At 34.4% G+C, this 16303-nt stretch carries 17 protein-coding genes; 13 read left to right on the top strand and 4 right to left on the bottom strand.

The features are described 5' to 3' along the window. Window positions 1-3: 3 nt before the first annotated feature. The 3 genes from VK91_RS04460 (at window position 4) to VK91_RS04450 (ending at window position 3248) form a co-directional block, all read left to right on the top strand. Window positions 4-981 carry a serine hydrolase gene (locus tag VK91_RS04460; protein ID WP_048391173.1) on the top strand — a complete coding sequence of 326 codons (978 nt, stop codon included), beginning with the start codon at window positions 4-6 and terminating at the stop codon, window positions 979-981. A gap of 559 nt (window positions 982-1540) precedes the next feature. Continuing rightward, window positions 1541-2179, top strand: a complete 639-nt coding sequence (locus tag VK91_RS04455; protein ID WP_048391171.1) for a GntR family transcriptional regulator — start codon at window positions 1541-1543, stop codon at window positions 2177-2179. A 19-nt stretch (window positions 2180-2198) separates the two neighbouring features. Further along, window positions 2199-3248 carry a 2,3-butanediol dehydrogenase gene (locus VK91_RS04450; RefSeq protein WP_048391169.1) on the top strand — a complete coding sequence of 350 codons (1050 nt, stop codon included), beginning with the start codon at window positions 2199-2201 and terminating at the stop codon, window positions 3246-3248. 119 nt (window positions 3249-3367) lie between these two features. Here VK91_RS04450 and yiaA read toward each other — a convergent pair whose 3' ends face one another. Together yiaA and VK91_RS04440 are read right to left on the bottom strand one after the other, a co-directional pair. Beyond that, window positions 3368-3838, bottom strand: a complete 471-nt coding sequence (gene yiaA, locus VK91_RS04445) for an inner membrane protein YiaA (protein WP_048391167.1) — start codon at window positions 3836-3838, stop codon at window positions 3368-3370. A 429-nt stretch (window positions 3839-4267) separates the two neighbouring features. Continuing rightward, window positions 4268-5686, bottom strand: coding sequence for a PLP-dependent aminotransferase family protein (locus tag VK91_RS04440; protein WP_048391165.1), 1419 nt, complete (start codon window positions 5684-5686; stop codon window positions 4268-4270). A gap of 113 nt (window positions 5687-5799) precedes the next feature. Here VK91_RS04440 and VK91_RS04435 point away from each other — a divergent pair, with 113 nt between their 5' ends. The 5 genes from VK91_RS04435 to VK91_RS04415 all read left to right on the top strand — a co-directional run bounded on the left by VK91_RS04435 (window position 5800) and on the right by VK91_RS04415 (window position 10375). Next, window positions 5800-6723 (top strand): DMT family transporter, encoded by a 924-nt coding sequence (locus tag VK91_RS04435; RefSeq protein WP_048391163.1) that lies wholly within the window; start codon window positions 5800-5802, stop codon window positions 6721-6723. Between the two features lie 29 nt (window positions 6724-6752). Then, a complete protein-coding gene (locus VK91_RS04430) occupies window positions 6753-7406 on the top strand; it encodes an MBL fold metallo-hydrolase (protein ID WP_048391162.1) in 654 nt (217 codons plus the stop codon). Window positions 7407-7633: 227 nt separating this feature from the next. After that, window positions 7634-7843: a hypothetical protein gene (locus VK91_RS04425; RefSeq protein ID WP_048391161.1), complete on the top strand. Its 210-nt coding sequence runs from the start codon at window positions 7634-7636 to the stop codon at window positions 7841-7843. Window positions 7844-8226: 383 nt separating this feature from the next. Next, window positions 8227-9159 carry a DMT family transporter gene (locus VK91_RS04420; protein WP_048391160.1) on the top strand — a complete coding sequence of 311 codons (933 nt, stop codon included), beginning with the start codon at window positions 8227-8229 and terminating at the stop codon, window positions 9157-9159. A 274-nt stretch (window positions 9160-9433) separates the two neighbouring features. Further along, window positions 9434-10375: an alpha/beta fold hydrolase gene (locus VK91_RS04415; RefSeq protein ID WP_231595592.1), complete on the top strand. Its 942-nt coding sequence runs from the start codon at window positions 9434-9436 to the stop codon at window positions 10373-10375. A gap of 190 nt (window positions 10376-10565) precedes the next feature. Here the strand turns inward: VK91_RS04415 and VK91_RS04410 are convergent, their stop codons facing one another. Then, entirely contained in the window at window positions 10566-11186 is a 621-nt protein-coding gene (locus VK91_RS04410; protein WP_048391158.1) for a flavin reductase family protein, read from the bottom strand. 105 nt (window positions 11187-11291) lie between these two features. Between VK91_RS04410 and VK91_RS04405 the strand changes: the two genes are divergently transcribed. The 4 genes from VK91_RS04405 to VK91_RS04390 all read left to right on the top strand — a co-directional run bounded on the left by VK91_RS04405 (window position 11292) and on the right by VK91_RS04390 (window position 14044). Beyond that, entirely contained in the window at window positions 11292-11501 is a 210-nt protein-coding gene (locus VK91_RS04405; protein WP_231595590.1) for an opine metallophore biosynthesis dehydrogenase, read from the top strand. A gap of 292 nt (window positions 11502-11793) precedes the next feature. Beyond that, on the top strand, window positions 11794-12621 hold the full coding sequence (locus tag VK91_RS04400) for an AraC family transcriptional regulator (protein WP_048391153.1): 828 nt from the start codon (window positions 11794-11796) through the stop codon (window positions 12619-12621). Between the two features lie 82 nt (window positions 12622-12703). Further along, window positions 12704-13690, top strand: coding sequence for an ABC transporter substrate-binding protein (locus VK91_RS04395; protein WP_048391151.1), 987 nt, complete (start codon window positions 12704-12706; stop codon window positions 13688-13690). Between the two features lie 42 nt (window positions 13691-13732). Next, entirely contained in the window at window positions 13733-14044 is a 312-nt protein-coding gene (locus VK91_RS04390; RefSeq protein WP_048391149.1) for a cupin domain-containing protein, read from the top strand. A 93-nt stretch (window positions 14045-14137) separates the two neighbouring features. On the opposite strand, the gene VK91_RS04385 is transcribed toward VK91_RS04390, so the two are convergent. Next, window positions 14138-14878 carry an SDR family oxidoreductase gene (locus VK91_RS04385; RefSeq protein ID WP_156181893.1) on the bottom strand — a complete coding sequence of 247 codons (741 nt, stop codon included), beginning with the start codon at window positions 14876-14878 and terminating at the stop codon, window positions 14138-14140. A gap of 134 nt (window positions 14879-15012) precedes the next feature. Between VK91_RS04385 and VK91_RS04380 the strand changes: the two genes are divergently transcribed. After that, window positions 15013-15549, top strand: coding sequence for a TetR/AcrR family transcriptional regulator (locus tag VK91_RS04380; RefSeq protein WP_048391146.1), 537 nt, complete (start codon window positions 15013-15015; stop codon window positions 15547-15549). The last annotated feature ends 754 nt before the right edge of the window (window positions 15550-16303 follow it).

Below are 16303 nucleotides of genomic sequence, written 5' to 3'. Positions count from 1 at the left end.
TATTTGCTAAAATCATATATTCATTCATTTTTAAACTCAAAAGAAGAGGGGTTTAGTGGAAATATCTTAGTGGTTGATCAAGGAGAAACAATATATAAAGAATCATTTGGAAAAGCTAATTATGAATGGGATATACCAAATACAGCTATTACAAAGTTCCGTATTGGATCTGTAACTAAAATCTTTACTACCATTGCAATTTTAATGCTAGTTGAAGAGCAAAAGTTACAGTTACATAATACTGTGGATAATTTTATTCCTAATTTTCCAAAAGGTAACCAAATTATGATCGAACATCTATTAACTCATACATCTGGCATTGGTAATATTACTGATCAACCTGATTTTTTATTAAAATCTTATCAACTACAATCACCAGATGATTTAATAAATTGGATTATTTCTTGTTCATTCAAATCTATACCAGGGAAAGAGTTTAATTATTCTAATTCAGGATACATTGTATTAGGTAAGATTATAGAAAAGACAAGTGGTTTAAGTTATGAAGAGTTTCTTAAACAAAAGATTCTTCAGCCTCTATCTATGTTAAATACTGGTCTTGATTATAACGTGGCTATTCAAAAGTATAAAGCAAACGGTTATGAGTTAGAAAAAAATAATATTTATCATGCTAGTTTCATCAATATGTCTAACACCTATTCTGCTGGTGGGTTATTTTCTACAGTAGAAGATTTACAATTACTTGATGATGCAATAAAAAATAATTGTTTACTATCGAAAAATATAACAACTCAGATGCTTTCATCAGGTCGTTTTGGCCATGGATATGGATGGAACATTACTAAGACAAAAAAGAATAATACGCTCATTTTTCATCATGGCGGGATTAATGGTTTTACTTCCTCCTATTTAAGGTTGATAGAAAGTGACGCAACAATTATTGTTTTAAGTAATATATCTACGTTGTTAACATCAACTGTTGCCAATCAAATTGTAAGTTATATAGAGAATAGAGACTAGGGGTACAGACTCTTTTTCATATGAGAAGAAACATGATTACGGCTTAGGAGTTATTCCTAAGTCTTTTTGAAATAGTATAATTAAAAGGTTGCATTCGGTACGCAAAGTGCTGGTAAGCCCATATAAATTGCAACAGAGAAGATTAGTGGTTCATATAGCGCAACAGTCGTTGGTGGAAGAAACAGGGATATACATCGTCAACTCATAACAAATCACTTTAAGATGAATGGCATACAAATTGTTAGACAATAACTAGCAGTTTGTGTGCATTTTTTATAGGTTATTATTGAGTAACTCATATCGCAAATTATCTCCATATACCGGTCTGATCAACTTAACACCATCTTTTTTGCATTTATAAATTTTCTCTTAAAAGGTACTTCATATTATTTAGTTACCTACCCAAAACAAGATATTTGAAAGAAATGAGTTTATAGATTAAAATACTTTTATAGATTATCGATAATCTATAATCCATAATATATAACGCTTTTAGCTAATCACCCTATACACTGAACTATGTTAAAATAAAAGGATATAAATTTATTGGAGTGGTTTAATGGGGTTTGATGAAAATTCAATTTCAAAAAAAACAATTTCTGAGCAAATAGCTGAACGATTATTATTTCGCATATTTTCTGGTTACTATGAACAAGGTCAGCGCTTAATAGAGGCAGAAATTGCAAAGGAGTTACAAGTAAGTCATGCACCTGTCCGTGAGGCTCTATATCTTTTACAAAAAGATGGTGTAGTTGAAAAAGTACAACATAAAGGTGTAAGAGTGAAGATTATAACGGATCAGGAATTAAAGGATTATTTGGAAGCGCTTTATCATCTATTGGATATTGCACTAACCAAGTGTGAATCTAAATGGACTGCCGATTTGCAAAATGAACTATTATTTCGATTTGAAGCTATGAAACAAAGAAAGTCTGCTGAAAATATTTATGAATATGTTGTTTCGTTTGCCCACTTGTTACAATTGTTTTTTGATGTTACAGGAAATATTGCTATGCTACGATTCTTTAAAGAAACAATATTTGTTACAAATGTAGCTGCACAAACCAAATGGAAGATGAATCTAGTTGAATCCTATCATATGTCCATCAATACTTTTATCAAGTGTATAGAAGTGTCGGATTTTGATCATGCACGAGTAGCTATTAAGGATGTTATTTTATGGTACCAATTTAAATAATTTTATGGGGGTAACATAAATGAAAGCTGCAGTTTGGCATGGTGTGAAAGATATTAGAGTTGAAGAGGTTGAATTACGCGCTTTAAGAGAAGAAGAAGTGAAAGTAAAAGTAGCGTGGGCTGGTATTTGTGGAAGTGATTTGCATGAATACGAAGAAGGTCCGGTTTTCGTACCAGTTAATGAAAAAGCTGAATTAACAGGTGAAGTTGCCCCACTTACAATGGGACATGAATTTGCTGGTATCATCGAAGAAGTTGGCTCTAAGGTTACTGACTTTAAGGCTGGGGACCGAGTTGTCATCAACCCTACATTAACATATAGAAATAAACATGAAGAAGTCGATCGTTATGATGGATTTAACTTCATCGGTTTACATGGAAACGGTGGATTTGCGGAATATGTTAATGTCCCTGTAACGAATATACATCGTTTAGCAGATAACTTAACATTACAAGATGGTGCACTGGTAGAACCAATGGCTGTTGCTGTACAAGCTGTTAAAGATGCTGGGGTTACATTAGGTGATTCTGTTGCTGTATTTGGAGCTGGACCAATTGGATTATTAACAGTAATCGCTGCAAAAGCATCAGGTGCTAGTAAAGTTATCGTATTAGATTTATCCGATGATCGATTAGAAAAGGCAAAAGAATTAGGTGCAACCCATGCTATTAATTCAGGTAAAGAAAATCCTGTACAAGCAGTTCGTGCGATTGTTGCAGATGGGGTTGATGTATCCTTTGAGGTGGCAGGAGTTGCTCCTACCTTTAAACAAGCAATTGATGTAACAAAACCTCGTGGTAACATGATGATTGTTTCGATTTTTGCAAGACCAATCGAATGGAATCCAATGCAACTTACAAACACAGGTGTTAATGTATTATCATCCATTGTTTATACACCGTCAATTTTCCAAAGAACAATTGATGCAATGAGCGCTGGTCAACTAAATCCACAAGGGATCATCACAAGTCAAATTGACCTAGATGAGATTGTTGAAAAAGGATTCAAAACGTTAACAAATGACAAAACACAATCTAAAATTTTAGTCGAAATAAGCGGAGAAAAATAAAATTGAGAGGAGTATGGCTGATGACAGCCATGCTCTTTTTTTATAGTCTGGAGGAGTATGGAGCTTAAGAAAAAATGACAAAAGGAATCGAGAATGAACTTCTCGACTCTTTCAGTAACTTAATCTCTTTCTCTAGCTCTCTGTGTGTCTCTAATATTCTTTTGAACCGTGATGGATGCAAATAAACTTAGAACAAATGACATACCATAGAACCCTTTTTCGCTTAAAACAATACTTCCAGCATTATATAACCCAATGCCCATTAATGAAATAGATACAATAAGTGCAACCCAGCTAATACCATAATAAATACTAGTAACTGGTATTCCCTCTTCTTTATCTCTTACTGCTTTTTGTAAGGATATTGCTGAATAGAGTCCAAATATTAAAACAGCTAGGTAATATCCTTTTTCGTTTAGTTGCATCGTTGCATTAAACAAGCCTATAAAATATGCCGTAACACCTACTAACAATGCGCCCCAGGAAGCCCCCTTGAAAGCAGCAGTTGGTTCCCCCTCTTTTCTTTCTACTTTAACTTTCGGATTAGGCTGCTTTTCCTTATCTAATGAAGACTCATTTTGATTAGACAATATCTTTCTCCTCCTTCTATCACTGTATAAAAACATTCTATCATTCTACAGGGAGGTTATGAGAATAGAAATTTTTCTAAATCTCTCTTCAATAATAATTTGGCTGTTATTTTTACTGGAATATAGAGTTAATATGGCTTTCTCAAATCTGAAAGCACTCTTATCATTCCTTGGTAAAATTGTGTTCTACACCGAGAACAATTTTTTGCTGTGAGGTGCTGTAATTCTTTTGAACAGATAAGAGCTAGGTGTATAACTTTTTTTCATATTATTCAAATAGACAGCTGAATATGTTAGGTGTATATGTCTGCCTGTTGTTGCTATGTCTACCGCTTATTACGATTCGTGCCACCGATGAAAAAATAATTGAAATGGTTGATAAAGCTGTGAATACCACCGTTTATAGATGAAATTAAATCGCTAGTCCGATCACTTAGAAAGTGATTGCGCCACTGTAACCAACTTTTTTACTCCTTCTCTTAGCTGTTTTTCATTTGCATAGGAATAGCTTAAACGTATCCAGGAGGATAGTTGTTTTAATGGATCACAAACTTGACCTGGCACAAAGGAGATCGATTGTTCGATGCTTCTAGATAATAATAATTCAGTTGGAAGATCGTCTGGGAGCTGTACCCATAAATTTAGACCGCCTTTTGGACTGTTCCATCGCCAGCCTGTTACAGCTAGCTCTTCCTCCATAATTTCCTTTCGAATCTGTAGGGCAATTCGGATTTTCTCCAAATGTTGTTGCAATCTTAGTGAGGAGAAGTAATGGAGAAAAATTTTTTGATTGAGAAGTGGTGAGCCATTATCAGCTAGCGATTTTTCTGTTAATAGTGATTTCATTAATGATGATGGACAAATAACAGTTGCAATTCTCAAACCAGGAGAGATGTATTTGCAAAAGCTTCGGATATAAATGACTGTCCCAACACTATCAAATGTGTAAATTGGAGGTGGTGGGGCTTGGTCAAAATAAATGTCGTGATAGGCATCGTCTTCTATTATTAGAAACCGATAGTGCTCAGCTAATTCCACTAATCTTTTGCGCTGCTCAACAGAAACCGTATAACCAGTTGGATTATGGAAGGTAGGGTTGAGATAAAATAGGCGTGGCTTGTATTTTTTAATATAGTATTCGACCTGTTCTAAATCGTAGCCCTCAGGGTGGATATCCACCGTAACAATCTGAGCTCCTTGTGCTTTAAAGATATCAATCGCAGCACTATAGCTTGGACGTTCAAATAAAACGACGTCTCTTGGCTTAATAAAAGCTTGAGCAATTAAGTGAATGGCTTGCTGTGAGCCAGATGTTATTAACAGTTCATCTGGACTCAAATGTGTTTTATAGTGGTTGATAAAATATTGGGTCAGTGTCTCACGTAGTTCTAAATCACCCTGCACCGTTGAGTAGGTTGCCAGTACTTTCGGATATAGGTCAAACACTTCCTTCACGTAATTTGAAAAATAGTGATTAGGCAAAAGATTAGGATCAATCAATGCCTGAGATAAATGATAGGAAACAGATGGCTGATGGATTTCGGATAAATGATTTTTTTTTACGTATGCTGAAACAATGGGATTGTCTTGATCTAAACATTCAATATATTTTGTTACAATTGATTGGACAAAATAGCCTGATTTATCTTTTACATAAACTTTGTCATGCTGTTTTAATAGTTGATAAGCTTTTAATACCGTTAGCCGATGGACATTCATTTCAGATGCTAATTGCCGGACGGAGGGAAGCTTTTCATGTTCTTTCCATTCTTTACGCTCTATTCGGTGCAGTACATCATCATAGACTTTCTTAAAAAGATAATCTTCATTTTGATTTGCTTTGCCCACATCGATTCCTCCTATTCAAACCGATTGTACCACGAACCAAATTGATCTGTTCTATCCTTTTTAATCTGTTCTATCCTACTTCTTTTATGATAGAAAAAGAGGAGGAGTTTGATATGGTAATGATTAATTATTTCTTTATGTGTTTGATTTTTGGGACAACATTTTTAGCAATTAAAGTTGGTGTTGATGCAGGGGTTCCTCCGTTTTTATCAGCTGGTCTTCGTTTTTTCATTGCCGGTTTACTACTATTTAGTTTTATGGCTTGGCGCGAAAAAACGACAATCCGGTTATTATTTCGAAAAGAAATGTTTTTTACAGGAGTGGCCTTAACCTTTGGAACGTTTGCCACATTATATTGGGCAGAACAGTATGTGACATCTGGAATCGCAGCTGTCTTATCTGCTACAGGTCCAATGATGATTATTGTTATTCAGACATTTATATTGAAGCAAAAAGGAGACCGAAAATCATTTATTGGTTGTGTTGTCGGAGTCATTGGTGTTACGTTCTTAATCTTACCTAGTTTTGCAATTGAGATTAGTCCCTTCTGGATGGTTGGTTGTTTCGCTATTATTTTAGGTGAAGTTTTCTATGCATCTGGAACAATTTATACGAAGCATGTCATCCAAAAATTTGGAACAACATCTCCAATTGCTTTAAATGCAGCACAAATGATGCATGGAGGGATTTTATTAATCATTTTGTCACTTTTTACTGAGAACATTCAGCTTCATTATCTTTTAAGTCCAGCTTCAATTGGTTCTCTTTTTTATTTAATTATTTTTGGTTCAATGATTGGTCACAGCATTTATTATTGGCTTGTGTCACGAACAAATCCTGTTTTTCCGTCCACATGGCTGTATATCTCACCAGTAATTGCCGTTATATTAGGCGTTACCTTCTATCATGAATATATTTCGTGGTTAACAGGAATTGGTACTCTGACGATTATTGTTGGAACGATTCTAGTCAATTTTGAAACATTGAGAGAGTTGCTTTGGCGGAAAAGGACCGTTCTTCAGGATGTAAAAGAATAATAAAATCTAATCATAAAGGGGAAGAAATGATGAAAATTTCTAGGGGAGTAGAGATTCTGGAGCTTAAATTTAACGGAGCCTTCATTCATCCAACGCTTTTATGGGATCAGGAGATGGCTGTTTTAATTGATACCGGATGTTCAGGTCAAATGGAAGATTTACGTAAGGCAATGGAAGAGGTAGGCGTGTCGTTCAACCAATTAAAAGTTGTGATTTTGACACATCAGGATATCGATCATATAGGCAGTCTTCCTGAAATATTGCAAAATTGCGGTAGTCATATAAAAATTTATGCGCACGAACTAGATAAGCCTTATATTCAGGGGGATTTACTGCTTTTGAAAGACGGGCACATAGAGAATCCACCCAAGGGGAAAGTGGATGAGACCTTGAAAGACGGTCAAGAACTACCATATTGTGGGGGAATACGAGTTATCCATACGCCAGGACATACGCCTGGCCATATTAGTTTATATTTGAAGCAAAGTAAAACGCTTGTTGCCGGCGATTCGATGTATAGTGTAAATGGTATATTGGGAGGGATTCATGTTCCAACCACTTTAGATATAGAGGTTGCTCAACAATCTTTAAAAAAATATGTAGACCTAGACATTGAATCGGTGATTTGTTATCACGGAGGATTATGCACGGTGGATATTAAAGAGCAGATTCAAAAGCTTTGAATCTTAAAAATAATGATTAAAGATGAAATTTCCTTAGAAAACCAAATGTTTAGAGGCTCGCTCGAACCGTAACAGGCAAGAGTACAGCCCTCCAACGCTTGTAAAACTTCTGTTTTATTGTGAGCCAGCTCATGTTATAATGAGGCACTTAAGATACTTAAGCTCTTTTTTATAACGGATGCCAAGAAAAGCCTCCGCGGAACGATTAAATATGGAGGTGTAAGGAAATGAATAAACGTTGGACGATTGGTGAAATTCAGAAATTTGTTGAGAACAATTCAGAAAGTAAGTTGTTAACGACTGAATACCATGGTTTTTCTCAAAAGCTACTATTTAAATGTGCATGTGGTACTAACTTTGAAAAAACATTTACGAAATTTAAAAATAAAAACCAACGAAAATGTGATGTATGCCAACCGCCAAAAGAGTCACGTTAAACGTTTGCGGCCGTTTAATACTATTAGTGAACATTAAAAACATCTCACTTCTATGTTCTTTATAGAGGGGGTGTTTTTTTGATTGGATTATTACAGTATAAGATTTATGCTGAAGGAAATTGAGAAAAAACATTCAATTTAACATTCTTTATTAATGAAATACAAAGATAAAAGCCAAACCCTTGATACATGTGGGTTTTGGCTTTTTTATCATTTTTAGAAATTAGGTTTTCCTCTACGAGAGGATTCATTATTAACGAAAAAAAGATTGTAAAATAACAATCTGTGATATATATTGGAGATTATGATTTTTTTCGACATCTCAAAATCATAAACAAAATTTCATCAATAGACAAGTTTTGAGAGGGAAGTGAATAATCAAGATGTATCTTTATCCCCTATTAGTAGTGATTGCAGCTAGTAGTTTTGGTATCGTTTCAACTATTATAAAACTGGCAATGCGTAGTGGCTTTTCTGTATCTGAGGCAGTTACAAGTCAGTTTTTTATCGGCTTTTGTATAGCAGTATGTATTTCCTTAGTTACAAATAGATCAAATTTTAGCTTTAAAGGCGTTAAAATCCTTCTGTTTGCAGGCATGTTAACAGGGTTAACAAATATTTTATATGGTCATTCTTTAAACTTTTTGCCTGCTTCCTTGGCAGTAGTATTACTGTTCCAATTTACATGGATTGGTATGCTGATTTCTTGTATCACAAAACGGCAATTTCCAAGTAGAATTGAATTCATCTCTTTAATTATATTAATAGCTGGAACCATACCAGCTGCAGGCATAATTGATGTTGATTTGTCTCAAATACCTTTTCAAGGGTGGTTATGGGGTTTAGCAGCTGCTCTTTGTTACTCCTTATTTTTATATGTAAACGGAAAGACAACCGCAAGTATGACAACCTCTAATCGCTTAGTATTGGTTTCTTTCTTCGCTTTCATGACGACTGCGGCTTTTCAGTCTCCAGAAATTATTTGGAATGGCACTTTGTTTAACGAAGGACTGTGGATTTATGGTTTAGCATTGGGGTTATTTGGCATGATTATACCAGTTTTCTTATTCACAATTGCAGTGCCTAAAGTGGGATTAGGTATGTCATCCATATTGAGTGCTGTTGAATTGCCAATCGCGGTGATGGTATCAGTTATCCTCTTAAGCGAAACGGTTACAACTTTGCAAATAGCAGGTATTGTCATAATCGTTATCGGTATCAGTTTACCAACTTTGCTTGATAAAGATGGATTATTAAAAAATGTAAAAGCTAAATACAGAAAATCTGACAAAGTAGCAAAAGGATCTTCGATTTGAAGATCCTTTTTTTCATGTCAATTAAGCAATGTCATAGCAAAAGAATCATTAGGTCCTTTCTGTATTTATTTAATGACGTACTATTTTTTTGTTCATACGCTGTTCATATTGTTGTCATAGGCAGTACACCTTCATTGTATAAGCTATCCTTAGCGGTTTATGAAAGTAGCCGAGATAGATTGATAGGGAGAAGAAAGTATGAAAGGGAGGTGTGGCACGAGAAGAAAGGAAAACACAGTTATCGCTTGCTGTTCTATACCCTCGTGCCAAAATAATGAAAAAAACGATAACCTTTATAAGTAAAATAGTAGTAGGTTTAATTATAGCCATATTACTTTTATTAGCGGTTGTTTTCCTTGTTGATATTGTTTGTAGCAAAATGGAGCAAGGAAAACTAGAAACTTATGGTCAGTCTGTCACCGTAGATGGGAAAAAAATGAATGTCTTTATCCAGGGAGAAGGAGAAGAAACCGTCGTACTCTTACCTGGTTATGGAACAGCAGCACCAGCACTTGATTTTCAACTACTAGTAGATGAATTATCTCCATTTTACAAGGTTGTGGTCATTGAGCCTTTTGGTTATGGATTAAGTGCTCTTACCGAAAAAGAAAGAAGCACTGAGAATATTGTTAGTGAAATCCATGAAGCATTACAGCGTCTTCAAATTGAGCGTTATATTCTAATGGGCCACTCCATTTCAGGCCTTTACGGATTGGATTATGTGAACAAATATCCAAACGAAGTAAGTGCATTTGTCGGGCTGGATAGTAGTGTTCCAACAATAAGTGAAAGAAAGATTGAACCTTCAGTAATAACTACTTTAAAACTACTAAAAAAATCAGGTTTAGCTAGATTGCAGATGAAGCTTAGTGATGACCCATATGTCGAACTACCCTATGATGAGAAAACAAAAGAACAACTGAAAATTCTTAAGCTCAAAAATATGTATAATCTCAGCCAGTTAAATGAAGCTGAAATGATGTATGCTAACTTTAAAGCGGCTGAAAGTTTAATATTTCCTAAAAATCTTCCAGTTATTTTGTTTATACAAGAGAAGCATCCAGTAACGGACAAATGGATACCAGAGCATAAAAAACAAATAGCTAATTCTGTCCATGGGAAAGTGATGACATTTGAAGGGGATCATTTCTTATATCGTACAAAAGCAAAAGAAATCGTTGAAGACTTTAGAGAATTTATGAAAGAGATAAAGTGAATGTTCTAAGAAAGATTTTTCATTTCTAAATGGAAAAAAACAGATTTAATTATTGTATTGCTTAATAGTGAAGTATTTAGTGCGTATGAGCAGCAAGCATATTATTATAGACCTAATTATTAACAAATAACCATGCGCTCAAATGAGAACCTGGTCTTTTTTTGTGAACCATATGTTTTAATCCCAATGTTTAGATCTCAGAGCGGAAGTTATTTCCAAGGTTGCTACCCAAACCAAAATAATGACGAAAATTATAAATTAGTGGACTCCATTTATTTGGATCAATATGATTTTCGTCAATAATTATTTCTTCGTGGGCATGTACTTGTGTCGTTTGGGTCTCAACGATAGCAAAATTAGGAGAATAATCTGGAATACGTATATGTTTTACCTTTGCTTCGATTTGAATAGGACACTCCATAATTCGAGTAGGAATAACCGTTGTAGACCCAATAGGTGTTAAGCAACTAATATCACATTTCTCTTTTCTAAATGTAAAACCGATCTGTTTCTTAAAATCTGGAACTGGATTTTTTCCTGTGTAAGGAGCTAACTGTTCCACGTTTTCCCAGAGAGAGGGGTCTGGGATATTTATGACACATTCAGGATGATGTTCTAAGTTTTCAATTGCCTTTCCTCCAAGACCAATCCCTAAGATAATGCAATCTCCTAATACCCAAGAAGAAGATAAAGGGCTAATATTTACTGTTCCATCCTCATTTAACGTACTTAGTAAAATTACCGGAAATCCATAATATAAAATTTTAGGATTTATTATTTTGGTATTTGGCATTTGTTTCATTATTTTCATTTTTAGTTCCTCCCATAAATGTTTTCACTGTCAGACTCATTGTAAAATATAAACATTTCGACGTTCATCGAAGTGTTGATTACAAAATTGATACTTCAATCTATAATGTTGAGCAAAGGTATAGTTTCAAGTCTCCATATTGCGAAAGTCCTGAAAGTAACCAGTCCGACGCTTGATCATTTTGTACAAACTTATGAAGAAAAATTGTTACAAGTAGTAGCTTTATCTGAGAATCAAAGGCTTTCAGAAGCCTTCCAAATAAAATCCTTTTCACAAGAAATAGGAGATGATTTGCAAGAAATTGCTTTTAGGTAGAGGATAAAAGATAGAGAAATGAAATGAGTGAGGTTGATGGATCTTTGGGTATAAGAGGGAGGCTTCAACTTAATTGACAATGATAATCGTTATCGATAAGGTAGGGATAGGCGAGAGCCGTCATCCCTACCTTTTTATATTTTTGGTAATGAATAAGATGAAAACTATAATTCAACCCAACTACCGAGGACTACACCTTGAAAAAGCAATAACTTAATGTGGTACGTGCAGTTTGCTGTATGACAAATATTGGTTTTCCAAACAAATTATTATTGAAATGAGGTATATAAGTATGAAAATCGACGTAAATCAGCTTGCAGAGCATTTAGCAAACACTCCTTTCCAAGTAAAAGGAATCTATCGATATTCTAGAAATACAGGTGTACCTTCCGCGGATTATACAGATTCTTTTCCAGGATTTGTTTTTCCCCTTTCTGGAAAAATAGAATTTCAATTTAATGGCACCCCTTACATCTTTTCTCCAGGAAAAGTTGTACACGGGGGAGCGAAGATGAAACTAAATCAAAAAAATTTTGATGATGCAAATTGGGAATATATTCTGGTTTTGTACAGGATATGTACGGAGAATTTAGCAGAGACAAGTTTTTCACATCAGCATTTTGAATTACCGATAGGACAATCTCCTCGTCTAATCGAGTTAATTATGCGTCTATGGCATGTATATAATCAGCGTGGAGGTATATCAATGTTTCAGACAGAAATGCTATTTCGTGATGTACTGAATGAAGCATTATTATGTGTAGCTAATCGACAAAATAGCTGTGCGTCTCACACTCTATTCGAACGAATAACTACTTATATTCATGAAAACTATTATCAAAGCCTTTCCATTACCTCTCTTGCCGAACAATATAACGTTAATCGAAATCGACTATCCTATATATTTAGAAAGCATGCAGGGATGGGTCCAGCAGAATATTTATTAAACTATCGTATAAACATGGCTCAAAAAATGCTATTTACAAGTGATGTGCCTGTACAACAAATTGCAGAAACGGTGGGAATTACTGATCCCTTTTATTTTAGTAGAGTATTCAAGAAGCAATATGGTATCTCTCCTACTGAATATCGAGATAAGTTCATCAATAATCCATGCTAAGTTCACCAAGCTTCCATTCTCCGCCAAACATGACTTTACTATACTAAGTGTATATCAGAGATTTTATGTTGGAGGAATTTCAATGCAAAAGATTAAAGGACTGCTATTTTTAATGCTACTACTAGCAGGTATATTGGGAGGTTGTCATAAATCGCCTGCTGAAAATAAGGGGTTAACTACAGGAGACATATCTTCATCAGCAGTTAATGTAGAAGAAACTGCTTGGCCTAGAACCATTAAAGACGCCCTAGGTAAGGAATTTGTCATCGAGAAAGAACCAGAAAAAATTGTTTCATTATGGTATTTTTACCCTGAAATTTTAGTTGCATTAGGTGAGCCACCTGCAGCTTCTACTGATAAAGAATATTTATCCACTTTGTCTTATTTAAACGGTAAGCTAGATTCAACAGAGGAATTAGGCGATAAATTGTCTCCTAGTATTGAAAAAACGCTATCGATTGGTCCTGATTATATTTTAGCAACAGAACATCATGAAAAATTGTATGAATCCCTAGAAAAAATCGCCCCAGTCATTACGTTGCAATCACAGGACATCTACGAAGACTGGCAATATGGACTTCGTACAGTAGCCGAGATTATCGGAAAAGACGATGAGGCGGAAAAAGTAATTGATAAAATGATGAAAGATATCTCAACAGGACGTGAAGCATTAAAGTCAATTCAAGGAGAGTCTGTAGCGCTTATTTTGTCTTGGGACGGAAAAACGTTTAATGTTCTTGGTGAAGATAACCCTGTTTATACACTTGCTTTCGATAAAGAAAAGGGTTTGGGTCTAACACCAGATCATACATTTAAGGGGAATAATAATCAATTCGCTGCATTTGAAGGCATCTCAACTATTCAAGCAGACCATATTTTCCTTATCGGTGATATTACAAAAAAGGAAGCATTAATGAGTGAGTTAAATCAAAGCAATGTCTGGAATAATATGAATGCCGTAAAAAAAGGTAATATTCATTTAATGGATACTTCCGCTATTACAGGAGGTCCATTAGCTATCGAGTACGCTTTGCAAAATATAACAGAAGCCTTACAAAAGGGCGAATAATAGGAAAAAACCTTTTCCAAAAGTAAATAAGGAGAGATGAATATGCAAGATCAAGTTATCAATATAAATGAGAAATTATCCGAATTAAAGGAGCTTTGGTCACCGAAAATTATTGGTGAAATACACGATTTTCAATTCAAAGTGGTGAAGATTGCTGGGGATTTTATATGGCATGAACATCAAGGGGCTGATAAGGTATTTATTGTGCTCGAAGGGGAGATGTTTATTGCTTTTCGGGATGGTCAGGTGAAAATATCCAAAGGTGAGATGTTTATTGTTCCTGGAGGAGCGGAACACATGCCCTTTGCTGAAAAGGAATGCCATATTATGCTTGTGGAGCCTAAGGTCATGTAGGCATTACCAGAATAACAAAAAGAGATAGATGATTTTTTATCTTACCCCTTTAGATTAATCTAAAGGGGTATTTACCTTGGTAACAGTTCGTTATTAAGCTAAACCACCATTTACGAAGATTACTTGTCCATTTACCCAACGTGCTGGTCCTGCTAAAAAAGAAACAACTTCTGAAATATCCCTAGGTTCTCCTAGTCTTTCTAATGGTACAGCATTTGCTAAATTATGAATCTGTTTTTCATCTTTTCCATTGAAGAACAAAGGTGTTGCCGTTGGTCCAGGAGCTATTGTATTAACAGTTATATCTTTTCCTCTTAATTCACGAGCTAGAATCATTGAAATAGATTCAACAGCTGCTTTACTTGCTACATAAGCACCATAGTTTGGAAATTGGCTACGAGTAACAGAGGTAGAGAAATTAATTATGGAGCCACCTCTCCTTACTCGTTGTGCAGCTAATTGTGAGATAACAAATGTACCTCTGATGTTTGTGCGATGCATTTTATCTAAATCATTTAAATTCAAATCTGCAATTGGACTAAGTAACATGATTCCTGCTGTATTTATCACGACATCTATACCACCAAAAGCGTTTTCTACTTGATCAAAAGCCATACTCATTTCTATTTCATTTGCTACATCACCTCCCACACTTATAGCATGTCCTTTATCAGCTAATATTTCTTCAACTAATTCGTTAGCCTTTGATTCACTTGAAGAAAAGTGAACGCCAACTGCATAACCTTCTTGTGCTAATTTTGCTACAACATTACGTCCTATCCCTCCAGATCCGCCTAATACCAAAGCAACACGTTCATACATTTCTTTCACCATAAAATTCATCCTCCACAACCTGTTATTGAAAGTTACATTTTTTTAATTTTGTAACTTTGTTATTGCATATTACACATGTTATAGTTACATTGTCAACAAAATGTAACTATGAAGAAGCGAAAGGAGTATATTTAATGGCTATTCTTTCAGAAGAGAAGATTTTTTCTACGGCTGAAGCAATTATTTTAAGCAAAGGTATAAATAAAACAACATTATCAGATATTGCAAAGATGCTAGGCGTAACACATGCTGCGCTTTATAAACACTATAAGAATAAGGATGATTTGCTCCAAAAGCTTGCCCTTAAGTGGTTGGATAATACTTCTAAAGATTTGTTTGAATGGAGTCCTAAAAAAGGCGTTGATGCGGAAATCGCTTTACATGATTGGCTATGGCTTCTTCATGTCACAAAAAGAAATCTGTATCAAAATCATCAAAAAATGTTTCTGTTGTATACAAATTATATAGAAACAAATAAAGATTTAATTAAAGATCATCTCCAGCATCTTGCTAAAAAAGTTGAAGAAATTAGTGGTTGGGAAAATAAGGGGATGGCAGTTATTGTAGCTTTTACTTACTTCCATAATCCTTATTTTGCTGAACGGTGGAATCAGGGGGACCATCTACATTTGTTTGAACAGGTTTGGTCTGTTGTTAGTAGATCTCATTAAGTCTTGATCTTTCAAAGTAAGTACTGCTTGTTGTGCTTTTATGATCAAAATTATAAAACGGATTGGGAAATAAGCATTTCCCCAATCCGTTTCTTTTTATTATTAGATTCAGCTAAGGCAATCTATTTCTATAGGGGAGATAGGATAATGGGGTAAATGAAGAATTTGCAATCAAAGCATTCAGATACTCAATTGAATATTTCTAACGAGGCATAAATGGATAATAGAATCGTAGATGTAATTTCAGAAGGATAAAAATTTATGATTCAGTATATCATTATATCGAAAAAATAATGAAATCGGATTAGATTAAAAAGGAATTATTTGTAAATTTAATTGAAACAGCTACTTTTGCCGTTAAAGGTTATAGTATTTCTAAATTATAGAAATTTTTTATGAAAAGATTCCCTATATAACCAATGCAGTATTAAAATTACCTTATTTTTAGCGTTTATTTATTGGTAATGAAGTTATATTATTGTCTTGTAAAGCAAATTACAGTTTGATTGGGATATTTAATCATGAAAAATTTAGAAGAATGCTTTACATATAATTTGTTGAATTATTATTTGTGGGAACGATTTATACATATTTTTATAATTTTATAATTAAATAGCGCGATAATATTGTTCTCACAGAATAATATAATTTATTAATATTCTGGAGGAATATACTATGACAAAACAAAACAAAGGTCGTAAATTTTTCGCAACTACAGCTACAGCAGCACTTGTAGCATCAGCAATCGTACCAG

This window comes from Lysinibacillus sp. LK3, assembly GCF_001043675.1.
In the GTDB taxonomy this organism is placed as follows: domain Bacteria; phylum Bacillota; class Bacilli; order Bacillales_A; family Planococcaceae; genus Lysinibacillus; species Lysinibacillus capsici.
Note: the sequence above shows the minus strand (reverse complement) of the source record. Positions and strands in the feature narration are given on the sequence as shown.

Excerpts from the sequence above, each read along its gene's own strand:
- VK91_RS04455 (WP_048391171.1), top strand. The coding sequence starts at position 1,541 with ATGGGGTTTGATGAAAATTCAATTTCAAAAAAAACAATTTCTGAGCAA.
- VK91_RS04450 (WP_048391169.1), top strand. The coding sequence starts at position 2,199 with ATGAAAGCTGCAGTTTGGCATGGTGTGAAAGATATTAGAGTTGAAGAG.
- VK91_RS04435 (WP_048391163.1), top strand. The coding sequence starts at position 5,800 with ATGGTAATGATTAATTATTTCTTTATGTGTTTGATTTTTGGGACAACA.
- VK91_RS04430 (WP_048391162.1), top strand. The coding sequence starts at position 6,753 with ATGAAAATTTCTAGGGGAGTAGAGATTCTGGAGCTTAAATTTAACGGA.
- VK91_RS04425 (WP_048391161.1), top strand. The coding sequence starts at position 7,634 with ATGAATAAACGTTGGACGATTGGTGAAATTCAGAAATTTGTTGAGAAC.
- VK91_RS04420 (WP_048391160.1), top strand. The coding sequence starts at position 8,227 with ATGTATCTTTATCCCCTATTAGTAGTGATTGCAGCTAGTAGTTTTGGT.
- VK91_RS04415 (WP_231595592.1), top strand. The coding sequence starts at position 9,434 with ATGAAAAAAACGATAACCTTTATAAGTAAAATAGTAGTAGGTTTAATT.
- VK91_RS04410 (WP_048391158.1), bottom strand. The coding sequence starts at position 11,186 with ATGAAAATAATGAAACAAATGCCAAATACCAAAATAATAAATCCTAAA.
- VK91_RS04405 (WP_231595590.1), top strand. The coding sequence starts at position 11,292 with ATGTTGAGCAAAGGTATAGTTTCAAGTCTCCATATTGCGAAAGTCCTG.
- VK91_RS04400 (WP_048391153.1), top strand. The coding sequence starts at position 11,794 with ATGAAAATCGACGTAAATCAGCTTGCAGAGCATTTAGCAAACACTCCT.
- VK91_RS04395 (WP_048391151.1), top strand. The coding sequence starts at position 12,704 with ATGCAAAAGATTAAAGGACTGCTATTTTTAATGCTACTACTAGCAGGT.
- VK91_RS04390 (WP_048391149.1), top strand. The coding sequence starts at position 13,733 with ATGCAAGATCAAGTTATCAATATAAATGAGAAATTATCCGAATTAAAG.
- VK91_RS04385 (WP_156181893.1), bottom strand. The coding sequence starts at position 14,878 with ATGGTGAAAGAAATGTATGAACGTGTTGCTTTGGTATTAGGCGGATCT.
- VK91_RS04380 (WP_048391146.1), top strand. The coding sequence starts at position 15,013 with ATGGCTATTCTTTCAGAAGAGAAGATTTTTTCTACGGCTGAAGCAATT.